The following is a 17,521-nucleotide window of genomic DNA, read 5'->3' on the forward strand; positions in this document are numbered from 1 at the left end:
GTCCCGCGGGGCCGCTGCGCTCCACTTTCGAGATCGACCTTGGACAGTTCCTCTTTTCTCCAGATCATCCTGTCGGGACTGGGCAATGGCAGCATCTACGCCCTGATCGCCGTGGGTTTCAACATCATCTTCAAAAGCACGGGCGCGCTGAACTTCGCGCAGGGCGAGTGGGTGATGCTGGGCGGCATGCTGGCCGCCTTCTGCTTCAATGACGCGCACCTGCCGGTATGGCAGGCCTGCCTGCTGGCCGGGCTGGCCGTGGCCCTGGTCGGCGCGCTGACCGAGCGCCTGCTGATCCGCCCGCTGGTCAACCAGACACCTTTCGCCCTGACCCTGGTGACGGTGGGCATCGCCTTGCTGTCCAAGAGCCTGGTGATGCTGACCCTGGGCAAGAACCCCGTCGGCTATCCCGGCTTGTCCGGCCGGGAGTTCGTGCAGTTGAGCGGGGCCTCCATCGCCAGCCAGACCCTGTGGATCCTGGCCATCACCCTGGCCCTGATGGCGCTGACCCATGTGTTCTTCGCCCATACGCGCTGGGGCTGCGCCATGCGCGCCGCGGCCGCCAACCCGGCCGCCGCGGCCCTGGTGGGCATACGCCACCGCCGCGTCGTGCTGGGCTCCTTCATCATCGCCGCCGCCGTGGGCGGGCTGGCCGGCACCATCATCACCCCGCTCACCCTGATGTCCTACGACAGCGGCGCCATGCTGGGCTTCAAGGGTTTCAGCGCCGCCATGCTGGGCGGTCTGGGCAGCCTGCCGGGCGCCACCCTGGGCGGCCTGCTGCTGGGCCTGCTGGAGGCGCTGGTCAGCGGTTACGTGACCTCGCAGTTCAAGGACGCGGCCGCCTTCCTGGTCCTGCTGCTGGTGCTGCTGCTGCGTCCGCAGGGCCTGCTGGGCAAGGCGGAGATCAACAAGCTATGAACGCCTGCCTGAACCCCACGGCGCGCCGTCTCGTCCCGCTCTGGCTGCTCCTGCTGGCCTGGCCCTGGCTGGCGCCCAACGACTACGTGCTGAGCCTGGGCTCGACCTTCTTCATTCATCTGCTGCTGATCGCCAGCCTGAACCTGCTGGTGGGCTATACCGGCCTGACCTCGCTCGCGCACGCCGCCTTCTGGGGCCTGGGCGCCTATGCCAGCGGCATGCTCAGCGTGCACGCGGGTCTGTCGCCCTGGCTGGGCACCGCGGCCGCCATGCTGCTGTGCGCGCTGTGCGCCGCCCTGGTCGGCTTGCCCACGCTGCGCCTGAGCGGCCATTACCTGGCGATGGCCACGCTGGGCTTCAATGCCATCGTGTCGGTGCTGCTGGTGGGACTGGTGGACTGGACCGGCGGACCCAACGGCCTGATCGGCATCCCCGCCTACCGCCTGGGCGACTGGGAGCTGGCTGACGCCGCCTCCTTCTACTGGCTGGGCTGGCTGCTGACCGGCGCCGTGATGCTGAGTCTGTGCTTCCTGGAACAGTCCCGCAGCGGCCGCGCCTTGCGCGCCATACGCAGCAGCGATGTGGCCGCCGCCTGCATGGGCATTTCCGTGCTGCGCTACAAGATCGGCGTCTTCGTGCTGGCCAGCGCCATCGCCGGTCTGGCCGGCGCCTTGTTCGCGCACCAGAACCAGTTCGTGTCGCCCGATTCCTTTTCCTTTTCCACCTCCATCCTGTTGCTGGTCATGGTGGCCATCGGCGGCTTCGGCAGCTATTGGGGCGCTTTCCTGGGCGCGCTGCTCTATACCGCCCTGCCCGAGCTGATCCGCAGCTTCCACGACGTGGAGCTGCTGATCCTGGGCGCCGCCATGATCGTGGTCGTGGGCTTCATGCCCGCCGGCCTGGCGGGCCTGCTGCGCCGACTGGGCGGCAAGTCCGGGAGAGCCTCATGAGCGCGCCCATCCTGCAACTGGACAAAGTCAGCCGCCACTTCGGCGGCCTCAAGGCCGTGGACGAGGTATCGCTGACTGTGCAGCCGGGCGCCATCCACGCCCTGATCGGACCAAACGGCGCGGGCAAATCCACCCTGTTCAACCTGATCACCGGCGTCAATCCGGTCTCCAGCGGCCGCATCCTGTTCCAGGGCCGGCCCGTCGAGCACCTGCCCGCGCACCTGCGCATCCAGGCCGGCATGGCCCGCAGCTTCCAGAACCTGCAGTTGTTCGCCGACATGACGGTGCTGGAAAATGTGATGGTCGGCTGCCACCCCCGCACCCGCAGCACCTTGTGGGACGCCCTGCTGAACAGCCGCCGGCAGCGCCGGGAGAATCGCCTCGGCCGGGAGCGCGCCATGCACCTGCTCGAGCAGCTCGGCCTGCAGGCCAGGGCCGGGCAGCCTGCCGGCGCGCTGAGCTACGGCGAAGGCAAGCTGATGGAGATCGCGCGCGCCATGGCGTCCGAGCCCAGCCTGGTGCTGCTGGACGAACCCCTGGCGGGCCTTCCGGCCGGCGCCATCGAACACGTTGAACAGGCCATCCGCTTCCTGCAAGGCCAGAAGGTCACCACCGTGCTGGTGGAACACAATGTGCGCGTGGTCATGCGCCTGTCCGACCACATCACCGTCCTGAACAATGGCCGGCGCATCGCGGACGGCGCCCCGGCGCAAGTGCGCGAAGACCCGGCCGTGCTCGATGCCTATCTGGGAGAAGGCCACCATGCTTGAAGTCGAATCCGTCTCGACCTGGATAGGCCAGGCGCGCATCCTACACGGCGTGGACCTGCGCCTGCAGGCCGGGGAGATCGCCTGCCTGCTGGGGCCCAACGGCGCCGGGAAGTCCACGCTGATGAACACGCTGGCCGGGCTGCTGCGCCAGCGCGAGGGCCGGATCACGCTGGACGGGCGCGCGCTGGACGCGTTGCCGGCCGACAGGCGCATCCGGCAAGGCCTGTCCCTGTCGCCGGAAGGCCGACAGGTCTTTGCGCCGCTGAGCGTGCGCGAGAATCTGCAGATGGGCGCCTACAGCCGCCGCGACCGGCAAGCCGTGCGCCAGGACCTGGAGTGGGTTCTGGACGTATTCCCCAAACTGCAGCAGCGGCTGGAACAGACCGCCGGCACGCTCTCGGGCGGCGAGCAGCAGATGCTGGCCATCGCCCGCGCGCTGATGGGCAGGCCGCGCTGTCTGCTGCTGGACGAACCCTCGCTAGGGCTGGCGCCCAAGATCGTGGCCGAGATCTTCGCCACCATCGCCCGGCTCAGCCGCGACGGCCTGGCCATCCTGCTGGCCGAACAGAACGCGCGCATGGCCTTGGGGGTCTCCCAACGCGCCTACGTCCTGAGCGAAGGCCGCATCGTGCGCGAAGGGCCGAGCGCCGAACTGGCCGCCGACCCGGCCATCCAGCAGGCCTATCTGGGCGTGTAGGGCGGCGCCTTCGAGAATGTAGCCCGACGCGCCAGCCTGACCACCTGCCACGTCCGGTTGCCGGCAACAGGAACGGAGCTCGGCCGAAACCAGTCCGGCCCTGCTCTGCAGGCCTTCAGTCAAGCCGTAGACGTCACGGCAGACGCCATAAAGGGGTATCAGGCAGATTGCAAATCGGCGTTTGCATATGCAATGCCGGATTTGAATTGATGCGGCATTGGACTACTTGCTGAAAAGCGCAACAGAATATCCGTGCGTTCCGCGTTTTCTCCTATGGAAGCTTGCTCCAGATCAGCCATAAGCGCTTACATCGCGCCCGTCCCGGAAATGTAGGATGCAAGTGCAAGGTGCCAAGAAGCAGCGTTCCTACCGCAGAAACGGTAACGGCGCCCCCAGCACAGGAGACAGCACCATGACCCGTCTTACCGAACCCGTCCCCCGTCCAGGCGACCTTCCGTCCAACGGCATTCCCAATCACGAGCCCCTTCCGGGCAATATGCCGGGTGAAGACCCCTTGCCGGATATGGACCCCGAGCCGCAACCAGACCTGGACCCCGAACGCCTGCCCGGCCATGAGCCTGGCGAGCCTTCCCGTCCAAACCCGAATGATCCCGGACGCGTCTGAAACACACCCGCATCCTGGCTCCATCTCCCTCGTGTTTAAGCCGCTCTACGAGCGGCTCTTTTTTTGCAGGGATATGCTGAGGCATTGGCATTGTCGAACGCCAACGGAAACAATCGCCGCAAAAACGAGCAAAATGCTTACAGCCTTGCAAGATGATCATGTGACGATGGCACTTCAGGCGCACGCGGCCGTCCGCGCTGCAAAAAACGGCTGGGCGCCGGACCCACTCATCAGGAGACTGCCATGAGATATGTCATCGATCCAACCAAGGCCCCCGACACGACGCCGCCCGGCAAGACGCCCAACCCCGAGCCCGATCCTGAACGCATTCCCGGCAGCAGGCGGCCGGTGCAGGAGGACAGGGACAAGACGTCGGACACGGGCCCCAACCGCAATCCAGGGCAGCGTCCCGGCAATCAGCCGCATCGCACACCGCACGAACCCGGCAGGGCCTGAACCCTGTCCTGTTATTTCTGCTCCTTCCGCAGCCGCCGGGCCGCCTAGTGGGCGGCCTTTTCATACTTCGCCTTTCCTGAGCCTGAGGCGACAGTCGATTACACAAAACACGTTTGCACATAAATGACAAACATACTTCTATAGACTGAATTTTGTTTCAAGAATCGGCATGAATCCTCTCATGCATCCATGCCTGAAACTGCGGCTGATCCTGCCGTTTCGACTGTAGCACCACTACCAGGAGAAGAAATATGGCCAAGCTTGACCACGGCACCATGTGCATCATGTGCCAGACACTACCGCTCTCGAAACCTCACACACCGGGACATGCGAATATGCGCCCCCTTACCCGGCTGGAGGACTTCGGCGAAAACGGCACCGAAAGCCTGTACCGCTGCTCGGTCTGCCATACGCACTGGCTGTACCAGCTGGACAAGTGGCAAGCCTGCCTCGGATTCAAGCTGTGGTCCGGGGACCTGCACAGCTACCGCACCCAAGACAGATTCTCGCGCATGACGCCTGATCAAATCGGCCTGCAGAAAGCTTTCCGCGGCCCTTTGACGCATTGAGGAAACAAAATGGACGACCCATTCGCCGACCCGCAGCAAAAAAAACCGCCGGCCATGAAGGCCGGCGGTTTCGCCTGCATCAAAGGAGCCCGCGGGCCCGCAGCGATTACATGTTTTCGATCATGACTTCGCCGAAGCCGGAGCAGGACACCTGAGTGGCGCCTTCCATCAGACGGGCAAAGTCGTAGGTGACCTTGCGGGACGTGATGGATTTTTCCATGCTGGAGATGATCAGGTCGGCCGCTTCGGTCCAACCCATGTGACGCAGCATCATTTCGGCGGACAGAATCAACGAACCGGGGTTCACGTAGTCCTTGCCGGCGTACTTGGGCGCCGTGCCGTGCGTGGCTTCGAACATGGCCACGGAGTCGGACAGGTTGGCGCCGGGAGCGATGCCGATGCCGCCGACCTGGGCAGCCAGGGCGTCGGAGATGTAGTCGCCGTTCAGGTTCAGCGTGGCGATCACGTCGTATTCAGCGGGACGCAGCAGGATCTGCTGCAGGAAGGCGTCGGCGATCGAATCCTTGACGGTGATCTCGCGACCGGTCTTGGGATTCTTGAACTTGCACCATGGGCCGCCGTCGATCAGTTCGGCGCCGAACTCGTTCTGGGCCAGGGCATAGCCCCAGTCGCGGAAGCCGCCTTCGGTGAACTTCATGATGTTGCCCTTGTGGACCAGGGTCACGGACGAGCGGTCGTTGTCGATGGCGTACTGGATGGCCTTGCGCACCAGGCGCTCGGTGCCTTCGCGCGACACGGGCTTGACGCCGATGCCGGACGTGCCGGGGAAGCGGATCTTGTTGACGCCCAGGGTGTTCTGCAGGAAATCGATCAGTTTCTTGGCGTTTTCGGATTCAGCGGCGAACTCGATGCCGGCGTAGATGTCCTCGGAGTTCTCGCGGAAGATGACCATATTGGTCTTTTCGGGTTCGCGCACGGGCGATGGCACGCCATTGAAATAACGCACGGGGCGCAAGCAGACGTACAGGTCCAGCTGCTGGCGCAGGGCCACGTTCAGGGAGCGGATGCCGCCGCCCACGGGGGTGGTCAGGGGACCCTTGATGGAGACGACGTAGTCCTTGACGGCATCCAGGGTTTCTTCAGGAAGCCAGACGTCCGAACCGTAGACCTTGGTGGATTTTTCGCCGGCGTAGACTTCCATCCACTGGATCTTGCGCTTGCCGGCGTAGGCCTTGGCCACGGCGGCGTCGACCACCTTGATCATGACTGGCGAGATATCCACGCCCGTGCCGTCACCCTCGATGTAGGGGATGATGGGTTGATCGGGGACGTTCAGGGAAAAGTCCGCGTTGACCGTGATTTTCTGCCCCGACGCGGGGATCTTGATGTGCTGATAAGACATGGATGCTCCAGTTGTGCTCCAATAATAGAAAATGGCTAAACACGGAACGCGTCGGCGTTTCCGGAGTCTTATATAAGAGTTTAACTTATTCCTGCGCAATCATGCGCCTGCAGACTCGATGTTTGCCAAGAATGTCTCCATTCCGTGCGGATCATTGATTCTACACGCCCCAGGCGCCGACGTGCGCAGCCCGCGCAAATGGCGGCCCGGTAGTAAAATGCCCGGGCGCAATGCGCCCCTCCGGCCCGGCCGCCTTTTTATTTCAAGACTAAACCATGTTCAATCCATCCCGCGAGCAGGTTCGCCAATTCTTCATCGAAGCCTGGCAGAAGCACCAGGGCGGCCATCTGTTGACCGCCCTGGAGACCATGGCCGTGGACCTGATGCAGCAGCACCCCGAATATCACGAAGACCTGCGCAATCCCGACGCCGTGGCCCAGGACTATTCCGTGGAGCAGGGACGCACCAACCCCTTCCTGCACCTGTCCATGCATCTGGCCATAGACGAACAGCTGTCCATCGACCAGCCGCCAGGCATCAAGGCCGCCTATCAGAGGCTGCTGGCCACGCACGACCGCCACGAAGCCGCGCACGTCATCATGGAAGCATTGGGGGAAGTGATCTGGGAGGCCCAGCGCCTGGGCGCGCCGCTGAACAATGAACGCTACATCGAGCTGATCCTGCGGCACGCCACGCGCAACTGAAGGTTTTATTTCCGCACGGACAAGGGCCCCGGCAGGCTGGCCAGCCAGGCCGAGATGCTGTCGATGTCCGACTGGGCGAGCGTGGACGCCATGGCGCCCATCACGGCGTTCTTGCGGATGTTGGATGTGGCCGGCGCGCCGGCCTGGCCGCGCTGGTAGGCCATCAGGGACTGGCGCAGATAGTCCGCATGCTGCCCGGCCAGTATTGGATATTCCGGATTCAGCGGCGTCTTGGCGTCGGCCCCATGGCAGGACGCACAATTGAACTTCTTCCAGGCCGCTTCGCCCGCCGCTTTCAGATCGTCGGCCGCCAGGGCGCCGCCCGCCCAGGACGTCGCCATCCCCAGCGCCATCAGCAGTACTGCTTTTTTCATGCTTGCCCCCCTTCTTATTGTTTGGTGCCGGCGTAGTACGCCGCGATATCGGCCATGTCCTGCTCCGACAGGCTTTGCGCGATGGCCTGCATGGTCGGGAAGGTACGGGCCCCGCTGGCGTATTCCTTGAGCGCGGCCTCGATGTAGGCCGCCCCCTGCCCGCCAATCATGGGCACGTGATAGACCTCGGGGAAGCTGGCCTTGTAGCCGGGCAGGCCGTGACAGCCTATGCACATGGAGACCTTGTCGCGGGCCGCCTGAGGGTCGGCCTTGGCGGCCGGAGCGTCCTGCGCCAGCGCCAGGGGCCCCAGACAGGTGGACGAGACCAGAAGAATGGAAGAGACATACCGCTTCATTTGCAACTTCATCATCGCTATTCGCTTTGTCGTGGAGTTGAAAACGGTCCGGGTCAGGCTCTCGCGTCAATTACAGCACGGGGTGGGATAACGCGACACCTGCCTTTTGTGATGCTGACCGACGAGTACTGAGTCGATTGTATGATAATTGCCAAGGATGATTGATACTAGTGTTTATCCCTGAAAAACCATTCTTGACAGATCAACATTTCATGCCAGTCACAGGATCCGCATCATGACCACCGCCTCCCGTTCCGGTACGCCCGCCACCTTCGAAGGCACCGACCAGTATGTCGCCACCGACGACCTGAAGCTGGCGGTGAATGCCGCGCTCAGCCTGCAGCGCCCCCTGCTGATCAAGGGCGAGCCCGGCACGGGCAAGACGCTGCTGGCCCTGGAAGTGGCACGCGCCCTGGATCGCCCGCTGCTGCAGTGGCACATCAAGTCCACCACCAAGGCGCACCAGGGCCTGTACGAATACGATGCCGTCTCGCGCCTGCGCGACTCCCAGCTGGGCGAAGAGAAAGTGCGCGACATCGGCAACTACATCGTGCAGGGCGTGCTCTGGCGGGCTTTCGAGTCCGAGCAGCCCAGCGTGGTGCTGATCGACGAGATCGACAAGGCCGACATCGAATTCCCCAACGACCTGCTGCAGGAACTGGACCGCATGGAGTTCCATGTGTACGAGACGCGCCAGACCGTGCAGGCGCGCCATCGGCCCCTGATCATCATCACGTCCAACAACGAAAAAGACCTGCCCGACGCCTTCTTGCGCCGCTGCTTTTTCCATTACATCCGCTTCCCCGACCGTGCAACGATGGAGCAGATCGTGGCCGTGCATTACCCGGACCTGCGCAGCGACATCCTGGCCAGCGCCCTGGACACTTTCTTCGCCTTGCGCGAAGTTCCCGGCCTGAAGAAGAAACCTTCCACCTCCGAATTCCTGGACTGGCTGCACCTGCTGCTGGCCAACGACGTGCCCGCCGACGCGCTGCAGGAACTGGACCGGGGGTTGCCGCCGCTGGCGGGCGCCCTGCTCAAGAATGAACAGGACCTGAGCCTGATGCAGCGCCTGGCCGCCATGAGCCAGAAAACCCAGCGGCGGAGCTGACATGAACAATACTGCCTTTCGCGCTCCCATCGTCCCGCTGACCCTGGAAGGCTGGGGCGTGCGCCTGGAGCCCCTGCTGGCCGAGCACGCCCCCCTGCTCGAAGAGGCCGCCGCCGACGGCGAACTGTGGAACCTGCGCATCACCGGCGTGCCCGCCCCCGGCCAGGCGGCTCAATACATACAGACCGCCCTTGAGGGCCAGCGGCAGGGCCACATGCTGCCGTTCCTGGTGCGCGACCTGCTCAGCGGCCAGGCGGTGGGCACGACCCGCTACCACGACATCCTGCCCGCCGTGGCGCGCCTGGAGATCGGCTACACCTGGTACGCGCGGCGCGTCCAGCGCAGCCACGTCAATACCGCCAGCAAGCTGCTCCTGCTGCGGCACGCCTTCGACACCCTGGGCGCCGCGGTCGTGGGCTGGCGCACCGACAACTTCAATTTCGCGTCCCAGCAGGCCATCACCCGCCTGGGAGCGCGTTTCGACGGCCGGCTGCGCCACCATGCGCCGCGGCGCGACGGCACGGTGCGCGACACCATGATGTACAGCCTGCTGGCCGGCGAATGGCCCGAGTCCCGCGCCCACCTGCTGGACCGCCTGCGGCGGCACGGCCATGCTGCTTGATTTCTTCTACCACCTGCGCTCCCGGGGCCTGCCCGTCTCCATCCAGGAGCACCTGACGCTGCTCGATGCCCTGCGCCGGGGCATCATGCCGCCCACCCTGGACGATTTCTACAATCTGGCCCGACTGGTCCTGATCAAGGACGAAACCCTGTATGACCGCTTCGACCAGGCCTTCGGCGAGTTCTATCAGCCCCAGTTGCACGCGCTCGAACAGGGCAAGGTCCTGCCCGAGGACTGGCTGCGCCAGACCCTGACTCGCCACCTGAGCCCGGAAGAGAAGGCGGCCCTGGAAAAGCATGGCCTGGACAAGCTGCTGGAGTTGTTCAGGCAGCGCCTGCAGGAACAGCAGGAACGCCACGCCGGAGGCAGCAAATGGATAGGCACGGGCGGCTCCTCGCCCTTCGGGCATGGAGGCTACCATCCCGAAGGCATACGCCTGGGCGGACCGTCGGCTGGCAACCGGACCGCCGTCAAGGTCTGGGAGAAGCGCGAGTTCCAGGATTACGACGATCAGCAGGAGCTGGGCACGCGCAACTTCAAGATGGCGCTGCGTCGGCTGCGGCGCTTTGCCCGGGAAGGCGCGCCCACCGAGCTGGACCTGGACGGCACCATACGGGAGACGGCCCGCAACGCCGGCATGCTGGATCTGCAGATGCGCGCCGAGCGGCAGAATCGCGTCAATGTGCTGATGCTGCTGGACGTGGGCGGCAGCATGGACGACCACATCGCCCAGGTCGAGGCGTTGTTCTCGGCAGCCCGATCGGAATTCAAGCACCTGGAAGCCTACTACTTCCACAACTGCGTATACGAGACCGTCTGGCGGCACAACTCACGGCGCTACGACGAGCGCCTGGACACCTGGGACCTGCTGCGCAAGTACAACGACGACTGGCGCGTCATCATCGTGGGCGACGCCACCATGAGCCCCTACGAAATCATGGCGCCCGGCGGCTCGGTGGAACACTACAACAAGGAGACCGGCGCCGCCTGGCTGCAGCGGCTGCGGGAGCACTGGCCGCGCACCGCCTGGCTCAACCCTGAACCCCGCGCCTACTGGCCGTATCGCCAGTCCATCGCCATCATCGAGAACCTGATGTCCGGCCATATGTACCCGGTCACCACGGCGGGGCTGGAAGAGGCCATGCGCTACCTGTCGCGCTGACCGCGGCCGTCCCATGAAAAAAACCCGCAGCGCCGGCAGACGTTGCGGGTTTTTTTGACGTCAAGGCGTCAACGGCGCTTCTGGCGCTCCAGCATGCCGGCGCGCTGCTGCTCCAGTTCCTTGATCTGGCGCTGCAGTTCACGCAACTGGTCGCGTGCTTCGCGCTCCTGCTCGGCCAGGGCTTGCGCCTCGCGGCGCGCCTCTTCGCGCTGCGCGATGGCCAGGGCTTCCTGCTGGCGCTGCATGGCCAGGTCGTTCTGCAGGATGGTCAGCTGGTCCGCGCTCTGGTTCAGTTCCTTTTCCGTGCGGGCGACTTCGGCCTGCAGCTTGATGCGCTCCAGGTCGGAAGCCGCATAGTCCACCGTGTCCTGACGGTACTGGGTATACATGCGCTCGGCCAGCGAGGCGTCGGTGGTCTTGAAGACGCGCCAGAACTCGCGCTGCTGGAACAGGGCGACGTAATACGTCAGGTTCTCGGAAGCAAACAGCAGGCTGGCGCCGTAGCGTCCGTTGTAGGCGGTGCGCAATTCCTGCACGCCCCGGGCCTGGATGAGCTGCTGCAGTTCGGCCACGGTCGTGTTCAGCGCGGCGGCGGAACGGGCCGGCGCAGCAGGCGCGGCCGCAGGCGCGACAGGCTCCACATCCTGAACGGCTTCGTCCTGGGTCTGCGCCACCACGGGCCGCTCCGGCTCCTGCACCAGAGACACCGAGCTGCACGCCGACAGCGCAAACAGCACACCCAGCGACAAAGCCATGCCTGTCTTGCGACTAAGGTTCACCATACCCTTCCCTTGAAAATCAATTTGTTGTGATTCGCTTGACATAGAGAACAGTGCGTATTCTAAACGTCCGTTGTTGCGCCTTGTGCCTTTATGTTGAATTTCCGCATCTTTTCCCACAAAACCTTACGAGAAATTCCCAGCACGGCGGCCGTATCCTGTCGACGCCAGCCCTGCGAGTCCAGCGCCGCCACGATGCGGTCGCGCTCCTCCTGCTCGTGCGCGCTCAAGGCCGGGACCGGCTCGGCGTACTCGCGCAGCAGCGCCGGGTTGGCCGAGGGCAGGGCCGGCGGCATGATGGGCGCATTGAAGCGCTCCAGCACCTGGCGAAGCTGCACCGACTCCCAGGCGCCGAACTGCTTGCTCATGACCGCCACCCGCTCGACCAGATTGGCCAGCTCGCGCACATTGCCGTTGAAGCGCATATTGCCCACCGCATCGAGCACCCACTGCGGAATGTCCTCCACGTCGCATTGCAGCTCCTGCTCCAGCAAGGCGCAGAAAATGGCGATCTTCTCCTGCGGGCCGCGCTGCTCCAGGTTGGGAATGACCAGCTCCACCACGGCCAGGCGATAGTACAGGTCGGCGCGGAACTGCCCCTGCTGCACCAGGCCCAGCAGATTCTTGTTGGTGGCGGCGACCATGCGAAAGTCCACGGGGATCTCCTGCGTGGCGCCCAGGCGCGTGACGGTGCGCTGCTCCAGCACGCGCAGCAGCTTGACCTGCTGGTGCAGCGGCAAGTCACCGATCTCATCCAGGAACAGCGTGCCCTGATCGGCCTGTTCGAAGTAGCCCTTGTGGGCGCCGATGGCGCCGGTGAACGCACCCTTGGCATGACCGAAGAAATGGGCCTCGAACAGCCCCTCGGGCACCGCGCCGCAATTCACCGGCACGAACGGCCCCTGGGCGCGCGACGAACGCTCATGCAGAAGCTGGGCGATGCGCTCCTTGCCCACGCCGGTCTCGCCATGGATCAGCACGCTGGCCCCGCTGTCGGCGTACATGTCCGCCTCCGCCAGCAAGGCGCGCATGATGGGCGAGACCGCCACCAGCGGCCGCGGCCCGCCCTGGGAATGGCGGTCGACCTGGGCCACCAGTCCGGCCAGCTTGGCCACCAGCGTACGCAGTTCGGCGCCGGTGAAAGACAGGGGCAAGGTATAGGAATAGGCGGAAGGATAGAAGCGCGGATCGTAACTGCGCTCCTCTGAGGCCACCCAGATGACGGGAACGGCGTGCTCGACCAGCCATTCGTGCTGCTCGAAGCGCCCTTCGGTCATCACGCTGACCGAGACCAGCGCGACCGCGTGGCGCGTGGCATGCGTCTCGGCATCGAGCCGCAGGGACGGATCCACGCGCAGCACCGCCACCGATGAATTTTCCATCGCGCGCTCGGCGCGCGCCGCCAGGTCGGAGCTTCCCTCCCATACGTACAGAACAGGTTCATTGCTGATGAAACTGCTACTCATGTCCTTGTCCGCCTCCTTGTCTACTGCACCAGGTAGGCCGTGCCGCACTGCACGTCGTGCAGCTTGACGTCGGCCTCCACCAGGCTCAGCCCCAGCAGCTGCAACAGGCCTTCGAGCAATGCGCTCAGCGACTGCAGCACCGGATCCAGCAAGGCGACGACCAGGCTCAAGACGGCGCCGACCAGGTTGGAATCCTTGAAGACCAGCGTTTCCACTGCGCCGACACGGCAATCACGCATGGCCTTCTCGCCGCCTATGCCGGCCAAACCGCAGGCCAGGTCGCTCAGCGGCGCGCCCAACAGCGTGGTCAACAGGTTGTCGACGAATCCCAATGTGCCCCCGAGCACGCCGACCAGCCCGTTCTGGCTCATGGTGCGCGCCAGCTGGTCCATGCGCTCCTTGGACCAGTTCATTTCCGCCACCACGGACGAAATGGCCCGTCCCGCCCCGTCGCCCACCACGCTTTCAGCCATCTGGCGCTTGCCCGAGGCGCCGCTCCAGGGAGTGTTGAGCAGATCGCCCAGAATGCCCGACAGGACGGCGTCGGACAGCAGGCGCACGCTGCGCGAAAGATCGAGCTGCGTGGCATTGACCGTCTTTTCGGAAGGTTCGCCGGGAGGCGCCGTCAGCGTGACCTCCACCGGGTCCTTGGTGTCGATCAGCGGCAGCGTCACTTTGGCGGTCAGGGGCAGGATGCCCAGCACGTTGATGACGCGATGACGCTGGATGGCGCCGAATTCGGTGTCCTTGCAACTGTTGGCCGCCGAGAAAAAATCGCTGTGCGGGAAATTGCCCAGGCACACATTGACCAGCGACGAGGTGACTGCGATCGTGGCCTGATCCCGCTCGATGGGCGGACGGCACACATTGAGCAGCTTGCCGCGCGCCTGGGACAGCTCGACGATCAGGGGCAGGCTGACTTCCGTGCCCAGCGCCTTCAGGATGGGCCCCACCGCCGGGATCTGGGACGTGTCCAGCTTCAGGTAGATGCGCACGCCGGCCGAATTGGCCGTCGTGCCGACGCCGCCCATCGCAATGCTGGGCGGCTCCACGATACGGGCCCGCAAATCCAGTGTCTTGTTGAACAGGGACGAGGGCAGGCCCGTCAGGTTCAGGTCGATCAGGTTCTCGCCGTTGGCCACCACCAGCCCGGTATTGACCAGTTGCAGCACGTCCAGGTTCACATTCAGGGCGGACAAGGGATCCACGCCATCGACCATCGCCAGGATGCCGCCTTCGCCCAGGAGCTTGATGGGCAGGTCCAACGGTCCCACGCCCAGCAGCAGGCGTATGAACTCCTGCAGGGCGCCCACGTCCAGACCCAATGTCTTTTGCTGGTCCAGCAGCTCCAGGCTGGCGTTGAGCAGGTCGGCCAGGGTCAACTGCTCCAGCCGCGTCAATTCCTCGGGCGTGCCCACGCCGGCAATGACCGTGGCCGGCAGCCCCAGGGCCTTGAGCAGGCCGGCGGGCGTGATCCTGGCATTGACCAGCCCGGCCGCATCCAGCACCGTCAGTTGGTCCGGACGCAATCCCACGCCGCGCAGCAGGCTGTACACCAGCCCGTTTTTCTTCAAGGCCAACAGGCGGCTTCCCACCGAAAAGGTTGCGGTCGGCTCACTGGTATTGGCCGTGGCCACGGCGTCGATCGAAGCCGGCGACAGGAAAGGGAACAGGGACGGCGCCTGGTAGCTCAGGCGCACCTGCACGGAATGCGCCGGCAGGGCCTCGGTGAAACGCTGCGCGGGATCGGCCACGCTGCCGTCCCAACGGCCGCAACTTACCCGCGCCGCCTCGCCTGTCAGCCCGGCCGCCGGCGACCCGCTCTGGCTGCGCAGGCTGACCCCGGCCATGCGCTGCGCCTGCTGGCAGCCCGCGGCATCGCCGGCGCCCAGCGACTGCGCACCGGCCAGCGCCGCCAGGTCGGCGGCATTCTGCAGATCGCGCTTGGCATAGAAGTTCTGGCCCAATTGCGCCGCGCCCAGCAAGACCAGACCCACCAATAGAGCGGCGGCGGCGGGCACGATCACGGAACCCGTCTGCCGATCGGCTCGCTGCGCCCGCTCTCGAATGCCGAACCAGTTCATAGTGCCTCCTCCCGCTACACTGCGCGATCTGTTAATTCTTGCCGCTGGTTTTCACCCGTTCCTGCATGTACTCAGGAATCGGATGCTTGAAACTGTTCAGGTAGCGCTCCCAGGCCAGCGTCGCCGCCGCGCCCGCCACCGGCAGCTCCTTGCCCTCGCGCTGCGGATCGGCCTGCATGCTCATCAGGCTGCGCGTGCCCTCGCCCACCTGCAGCACGGGCGGAATGTGACGGCGCTCATTCTGCACGTGGACCGGCAGGCCTTCGACTTCGGGCCAGGGGTGCACTTGTTCCTGCGTCAGGCGATATGTTTCATAGGGCTGGCGTTCGGCCGCCGCAGGCCGGGCCGGCTCGGCGGGAGCCGGCGCCGCGGCCGGACTGGGCGCCACAGGATACGAGGTCGCCTCCAAAGCCATGGCGCCCGTCAGGGGCGGCTGAGTCTGCGCAATCGAAGCGCTCGCCATGAGAACCGAGCAGCAGGCCAGAAATTGTCGATGGTTCATGTCACATCCTTGAATAAGCAGCTTTGTTTCAATGAGCCGAGGCTGGAGCCAGGCTTTCCAGCAAAGGCCGGTTGAGCCCCGCATCCGATACCAGGGCGGCCGGACGAGCAGCCGGCGACGGCTGGGTAACGGGCGCCTGTCCGTCCTGGCTGACGACCACCCGGCGGCTTGCGACGGGCGACCCGTCCGACGCCGCCGCTTCCCCGGCGAACTGAGCATCGACAGTCCGGGCGCGCTGAGCCCGCGCCAGCAGCTGCTCGCGCTGGCGGGACGCATGCAACTGCTCCAGCTCCCGGCCGATCTGTCCGGCCATCTCCGCCACCGCCTGCTGCGTCGCCTCGTTCATGCCCGCCTGCTGCATGACGAACTGGGCGCGTTGCGGCGCGCCGCTGACCAGCAGGTACAGGGCCATATTGCTCAGTATCTTCGGATTGTCCGGTTCCAGCTCGGCCGCCTTGCCCAGGGCCAGACGGGCCAGGTCGGGCCGGCCGGCCCGCAGGTAGGCATAGCCCAGGTCGCTTTGCAGCGCCGCCTGGGTGGGATCGAGCCCCGCCGCCTTGGCCAGGTAATGGGCGGCCGCCTCGAAATTCTGCCGGGAGCCGGCAATCAGGCCCAGGCCTTGGTACGCCCGCGCGCTCACCGGCGTGCCGAGCAAGGACTTGAACGTGGCGGCGGCCTGCTCCAGCTGGCCGGTCTGGCGCAGGGCCTCGGCGCGCAGGGCCATCATCTCGGGATCGGCGCCGTACTCCTTCTGCATGGCGTCCGCATAGGCCAGGGAGGCGAAGTACCGCCCCTGCTTCTGTGTTTCCTGCAGCATCTGCACCGCCATCTGGCGGTCGCTGGGCTTGCGCTTTTCCCAGTGTTCGATTTCCTTGCTTTGCATAAACGCCTCCTGCTCCTGCTGCTGGCGCATCAGCTCGTACGCGGAATCCGTGCTGGAGCAGGCCGCCAGCAAGAAGCTGCCGCCCGTCATCACGGCCAGGGCCGCCAATCTGCGCATGCGTGCATGGGATTTCATGATGCTCATCCTCCGGCCACCCGGCTCAAACCTCGAAACAGGGCCAGAAAGCCCGACCCTGCGGTAATGATCAACAAGGCGGGCAGCAAGGTCAGCACCATCACCCCCGTCATCTTGACCGTCAGCTTGCCCACCTTTTCCTTCAGTTCCAGCCGGCGCTGTTCGCGCAGGCGCACGCCGAAGCGATGCAAGGGCTCCTGCATGGCCCCGCCATGCTGGTCCACCTGCACGATCAGGCGGCAGATCACGGACAGGTCCTCGTTGCCGAAATGGTGGGCGATACGCTCCAGCGACTGCTCGCGCGTGCGGCCGCGGGCATACTGCTCCACCGCGATCGTCAGCTCCGAACCCATGACGGGCAGCACGTCCTTGAAGTCGCGCTCGATGGTGTAGAGCGTCTGGTCCATGGACAGGCCCACGCCCTGCAGCAGGCGCAGCAGATCCACGAACAAGGGCAGCTCGGCCGACATCTGCACGCGCCGCTGTGCGGCCCGGCGCATGAGCCACCATTTGGGCAGCATCCAGCCCAGGGCGAAGCCCAGGAACACGGTCAGGAAGGGCAGCATGTCGTTCAGGCGCCGGGTCAGGGGAACCAGGCTGAACAAGGCGATCAAGGCCACGCTCAAGCCCACCCGGCCGAGCACGAAGTAGCGGCGCGCCGTCTCCACGTCTTCGAAGCCCGCATTGTTGATCAGCTGCCGGTCATCCTCGCCCAGCAGGCTGCCGCCGAAACGCCCTTGCAGCCAGCGCGCGCCCAGATTGCCCGCCCGGCTCTTGATCTGCTCGACGGTCTGACGCGGATGGCCGGCGGGCGCGGCCGCCGGCGGCGCCCCGTGCAGGCGCTCGCCCACGGCGCGCGCCAGGCGCCGCTCCTGTTGCCGCTGCCGCCAGCTTGCGCCCGCCCACAGACCGAGCAGCAGGCAGCCGGCCAGGGCGCAGGCCGCCGCGCCCCACATCAGTAACGTCCCCGCATCCATTGCCATCATTGCCTG

Annotated in this window: 20 protein-coding genes; 11 read left to right on the forward strand and 9 right to left on the reverse strand. The window is 65.3% G+C overall.

The window, feature by feature from the left end; translation table 11 throughout:
- Nucleotides 1–39: 39 nt before the first annotated feature.
- The 7 genes from ACF3ND_RS12905 to ACF3ND_RS12935 all read left to right on the forward strand — a co-directional run bounded on the left by ACF3ND_RS12905 (nucleotide 40) and on the right by ACF3ND_RS12935 (nucleotide 4,988).
- Nucleotides 40–921: a branched-chain amino acid ABC transporter permease gene (locus ACF3ND_RS12905; RefSeq protein WP_394061040.1), complete on the forward strand. Its 882-nt coding sequence runs from the start codon at nucleotides 40–42 to the stop codon at nucleotides 919–921.
- Nucleotides 918–1,871, forward strand: a complete 954-nt coding sequence (locus tag ACF3ND_RS12910) for a branched-chain amino acid ABC transporter permease (RefSeq protein ID WP_394061042.1) — start codon at nucleotides 918–920, stop codon at nucleotides 1,869–1,871. The genes ACF3ND_RS12905 and ACF3ND_RS12910 overlap by 4 nt, the downstream gene beginning before the upstream one ends.
- Nucleotides 1,868–2,641, forward strand: coding sequence for an ABC transporter ATP-binding protein (locus ACF3ND_RS12915; RefSeq protein WP_394061044.1), 774 nt, complete (start codon nucleotides 1,868–1,870; stop codon nucleotides 2,639–2,641). Before ACF3ND_RS12910 ends, ACF3ND_RS12915 begins: the two co-directional genes overlap by 4 nt.
- Complete coding sequence (locus ACF3ND_RS12920; RefSeq protein WP_394061046.1) at nucleotides 2,634–3,338, forward strand: ABC transporter ATP-binding protein; 705 nt, start codon at nucleotides 2,634–2,636, stop codon at nucleotides 3,336–3,338. The genes ACF3ND_RS12915 and ACF3ND_RS12920 overlap by 8 nt, the downstream gene beginning before the upstream one ends.
- A 412-nt stretch (nucleotides 3,339–3,750) precedes the next feature.
- Nucleotides 3,751–3,963 (forward strand): hypothetical protein, encoded by a 213-nt coding sequence (locus ACF3ND_RS12925; protein WP_394061048.1) that lies wholly within the window; start codon nucleotides 3,751–3,753, stop codon nucleotides 3,961–3,963.
- Between the two features lie 243 nt (nucleotides 3,964–4,206).
- Nucleotides 4,207–4,419, forward strand: a complete 213-nt coding sequence (locus ACF3ND_RS12930; RefSeq protein ID WP_394061049.1) for a hypothetical protein — start codon at nucleotides 4,207–4,209, stop codon at nucleotides 4,417–4,419.
- A 335-nt stretch (nucleotides 4,420–4,754) separates the two neighbouring features.
- A complete protein-coding gene (locus ACF3ND_RS12935; RefSeq protein WP_394061050.1) occupies nucleotides 4,755–4,988 on the forward strand; it encodes a hypothetical protein in 234 nt (77 codons plus the stop codon).
- Nucleotides 4,989–5,094: 106 nt separating this feature from the next.
- Here ACF3ND_RS12935 and icd read toward each other — a convergent pair whose 3' ends face one another.
- Nucleotides 5,095–6,351, reverse strand: a complete 1,257-nt coding sequence (gene icd, locus ACF3ND_RS12940; RefSeq protein ID WP_394061051.1) for an NADP-dependent isocitrate dehydrogenase — start codon at nucleotides 6,349–6,351, stop codon at nucleotides 5,095–5,097.
- Nucleotides 6,352–6,626: 275 nt separating this feature from the next.
- Between icd and ACF3ND_RS12945 the strand changes: the two genes are divergently transcribed.
- On the forward strand, nucleotides 6,627–7,055 hold the full coding sequence (locus ACF3ND_RS12945) for a DUF1841 family protein (RefSeq protein WP_394061052.1): 429 nt from the start codon (nucleotides 6,627–6,629) through the stop codon (nucleotides 7,053–7,055).
- Between the two features lie 5 nt (nucleotides 7,056–7,060).
- On the opposite strand, the gene ACF3ND_RS12950 is transcribed toward ACF3ND_RS12945, so the two are convergent.
- Both ACF3ND_RS12950 and ACF3ND_RS12955 read right to left on the reverse strand, forming a co-directional pair.
- Nucleotides 7,061–7,429: a c-type cytochrome gene (locus tag ACF3ND_RS12950; RefSeq protein WP_394061054.1), complete on the reverse strand. Its 369-nt coding sequence runs from the start codon at nucleotides 7,427–7,429 to the stop codon at nucleotides 7,061–7,063.
- 14 nt (nucleotides 7,430–7,443) lie between these two features.
- A complete protein-coding gene (locus ACF3ND_RS12955; protein WP_394061056.1) occupies nucleotides 7,444–7,785 on the reverse strand; it encodes a c-type cytochrome in 342 nt (113 codons plus the stop codon).
- Nucleotides 7,786–8,020: 235 nt separating this feature from the next.
- Between ACF3ND_RS12955 and ACF3ND_RS12960 the strand changes: the two genes are divergently transcribed.
- The 3 genes from ACF3ND_RS12960 to ACF3ND_RS12970 are packed head-to-tail and all read left to right on the forward strand — an operon-like array spanning nucleotide 8,021 to nucleotide 10,680.
- On the forward strand, nucleotides 8,021–8,896 hold the full coding sequence (locus ACF3ND_RS12960) for an AAA family ATPase (RefSeq protein WP_394061057.1): 876 nt from the start codon (nucleotides 8,021–8,023) through the stop codon (nucleotides 8,894–8,896).
- Nucleotide 8,897: 1 nt separating this feature from the next.
- Nucleotides 8,898–9,518 carry a GNAT family N-acetyltransferase gene (locus ACF3ND_RS12965; protein WP_394061059.1) on the forward strand — a complete coding sequence of 207 codons (621 nt, stop codon included), beginning with the start codon at nucleotides 8,898–8,900 and terminating at the stop codon, nucleotides 9,516–9,518.
- Entirely contained in the window at nucleotides 9,508–10,680 is a 1,173-nt protein-coding gene (locus ACF3ND_RS12970; protein ID WP_394061061.1) for a VWA domain-containing protein, read from the forward strand. The genes ACF3ND_RS12965 and ACF3ND_RS12970 overlap by 11 nt, the downstream gene beginning before the upstream one ends.
- 68 nt (nucleotides 10,681–10,748) lie before the next feature.
- On the opposite strand, the gene ACF3ND_RS12975 is transcribed toward ACF3ND_RS12970, so the two are convergent.
- From ACF3ND_RS12975 to ACF3ND_RS13000, 6 genes are read right to left on the reverse strand one after another with little or no spacing between them, the layout of a single operon-like run.
- Entirely contained in the window at nucleotides 10,749–11,462 is a 714-nt protein-coding gene (locus ACF3ND_RS12975; RefSeq protein ID WP_394061063.1) for a DUF2968 domain-containing protein, read from the reverse strand.
- 59 nt (nucleotides 11,463–11,521) lie between these two features.
- Nucleotides 11,522–12,925 carry a sigma-54 interaction domain-containing protein gene (locus tag ACF3ND_RS12980; protein WP_394061065.1) on the reverse strand — a complete coding sequence of 468 codons (1,404 nt, stop codon included), beginning with the start codon at nucleotides 12,923–12,925 and terminating at the stop codon, nucleotides 11,522–11,524.
- A 20-nt stretch (nucleotides 12,926–12,945) separates the two neighbouring features.
- A complete protein-coding gene (locus ACF3ND_RS12985; RefSeq protein WP_394061067.1) occupies nucleotides 12,946–15,009 on the reverse strand; it encodes a pilus assembly protein TadG-related protein in 2,064 nt (687 codons plus the stop codon).
- A 31-nt stretch (nucleotides 15,010–15,040) separates the two neighbouring features.
- On the reverse strand, nucleotides 15,041–15,511 hold the full coding sequence (locus ACF3ND_RS12990) for a DUF3613 domain-containing protein (protein ID WP_394061069.1): 471 nt from the start codon (nucleotides 15,509–15,511) through the stop codon (nucleotides 15,041–15,043).
- Between the two features lie 28 nt (nucleotides 15,512–15,539).
- Entirely contained in the window at nucleotides 15,540–16,529 is a 990-nt protein-coding gene (locus tag ACF3ND_RS12995) for a tetratricopeptide repeat protein (protein ID WP_394061071.1), read from the reverse strand.
- Between the two features lie 5 nt (nucleotides 16,530–16,534).
- Nucleotides 16,535–17,515, reverse strand: a complete 981-nt coding sequence (locus ACF3ND_RS13000) for a type II secretion system F family protein (protein WP_394061073.1) — start codon at nucleotides 17,513–17,515, stop codon at nucleotides 16,535–16,537.
- Between the last annotated feature and the right edge of the window lie 6 nt (nucleotides 17,516–17,521).

The organism is Alcaligenes sp. WGS1538 (assembly GCF_043187505.1).
Lineage (GTDB): Bacteria > Pseudomonadota > Gammaproteobacteria > Burkholderiales > Burkholderiaceae_B > Alcaligenes.

Bases quoted from the DNA above. Each gene is read 5' to 3' on its own strand.
- ACF3ND_RS12910 (WP_394061042.1), top strand. From the start codon at position 918: ATGAACGCCTGCCTGAACCCCACGGCGCGCCGTCTCGTCCCGCTCTGG.
- ACF3ND_RS12915 (WP_394061044.1), top strand. From the start codon at position 1,868: ATGAGCGCGCCCATCCTGCAACTGGACAAAGTCAGCCGCCACTTCGGC.
- ACF3ND_RS12920 (WP_394061046.1), top strand. From the start codon at position 2,634: ATGCTTGAAGTCGAATCCGTCTCGACCTGGATAGGCCAGGCGCGCATC.
- ACF3ND_RS12925 (WP_394061048.1), top strand. From the start codon at position 3,751: ATGACCCGTCTTACCGAACCCGTCCCCCGTCCAGGCGACCTTCCGTCC.
- ACF3ND_RS12930 (WP_394061049.1), top strand. From the start codon at position 4,207: ATGAGATATGTCATCGATCCAACCAAGGCCCCCGACACGACGCCGCCC.
- ACF3ND_RS12935 (WP_394061050.1), top strand. From the start codon at position 4,755: ATGCGCCCCCTTACCCGGCTGGAGGACTTCGGCGAAAACGGCACCGAA.
- icd (WP_394061051.1), bottom strand. From the start codon at position 6,351: ATGTCTTATCAGCACATCAAGATCCCCGCGTCGGGGCAGAAAATCACG.
- ACF3ND_RS12945 (WP_394061052.1), top strand. From the start codon at position 6,627: ATGTTCAATCCATCCCGCGAGCAGGTTCGCCAATTCTTCATCGAAGCC.
- ACF3ND_RS12950 (WP_394061054.1), bottom strand. From the start codon at position 7,429: ATGAAAAAAGCAGTACTGCTGATGGCGCTGGGGATGGCGACGTCCTGG.
- ACF3ND_RS12955 (WP_394061056.1), bottom strand. From the start codon at position 7,785: ATGAAGCGGTATGTCTCTTCCATTCTTCTGGTCTCGTCCACCTGTCTG.
- ACF3ND_RS12960 (WP_394061057.1), top strand. From the start codon at position 8,021: ATGACCACCGCCTCCCGTTCCGGTACGCCCGCCACCTTCGAAGGCACC.
- ACF3ND_RS12965 (WP_394061059.1), top strand. From the start codon at position 8,898: ATGAACAATACTGCCTTTCGCGCTCCCATCGTCCCGCTGACCCTGGAA.
- ACF3ND_RS12970 (WP_394061061.1), top strand. From the start codon at position 9,508: ATGCTGCTTGATTTCTTCTACCACCTGCGCTCCCGGGGCCTGCCCGTC.
- ACF3ND_RS12975 (WP_394061063.1), bottom strand. From the start codon at position 11,462: ATGGTGAACCTTAGTCGCAAGACAGGCATGGCTTTGTCGCTGGGTGTG.
- ACF3ND_RS12980 (WP_394061065.1), bottom strand. From the start codon at position 12,925: ATGAGTAGCAGTTTCATCAGCAATGAACCTGTTCTGTACGTATGGGAG.
- ACF3ND_RS12985 (WP_394061067.1), bottom strand. From the start codon at position 15,009: ATGAACTGGTTCGGCATTCGAGAGCGGGCGCAGCGAGCCGATCGGCAG.
- ACF3ND_RS12990 (WP_394061069.1), bottom strand. From the start codon at position 15,511: ATGAACCATCGACAATTTCTGGCCTGCTGCTCGGTTCTCATGGCGAGC.
- ACF3ND_RS12995 (WP_394061071.1), bottom strand. From the start codon at position 16,529: ATGAAATCCCATGCACGCATGCGCAGATTGGCGGCCCTGGCCGTGATG.
- ACF3ND_RS13000 (WP_394061073.1), bottom strand. From the start codon at position 17,515: ATGATGGCAATGGATGCGGGGACGTTACTGATGTGGGGCGCGGCGGCC.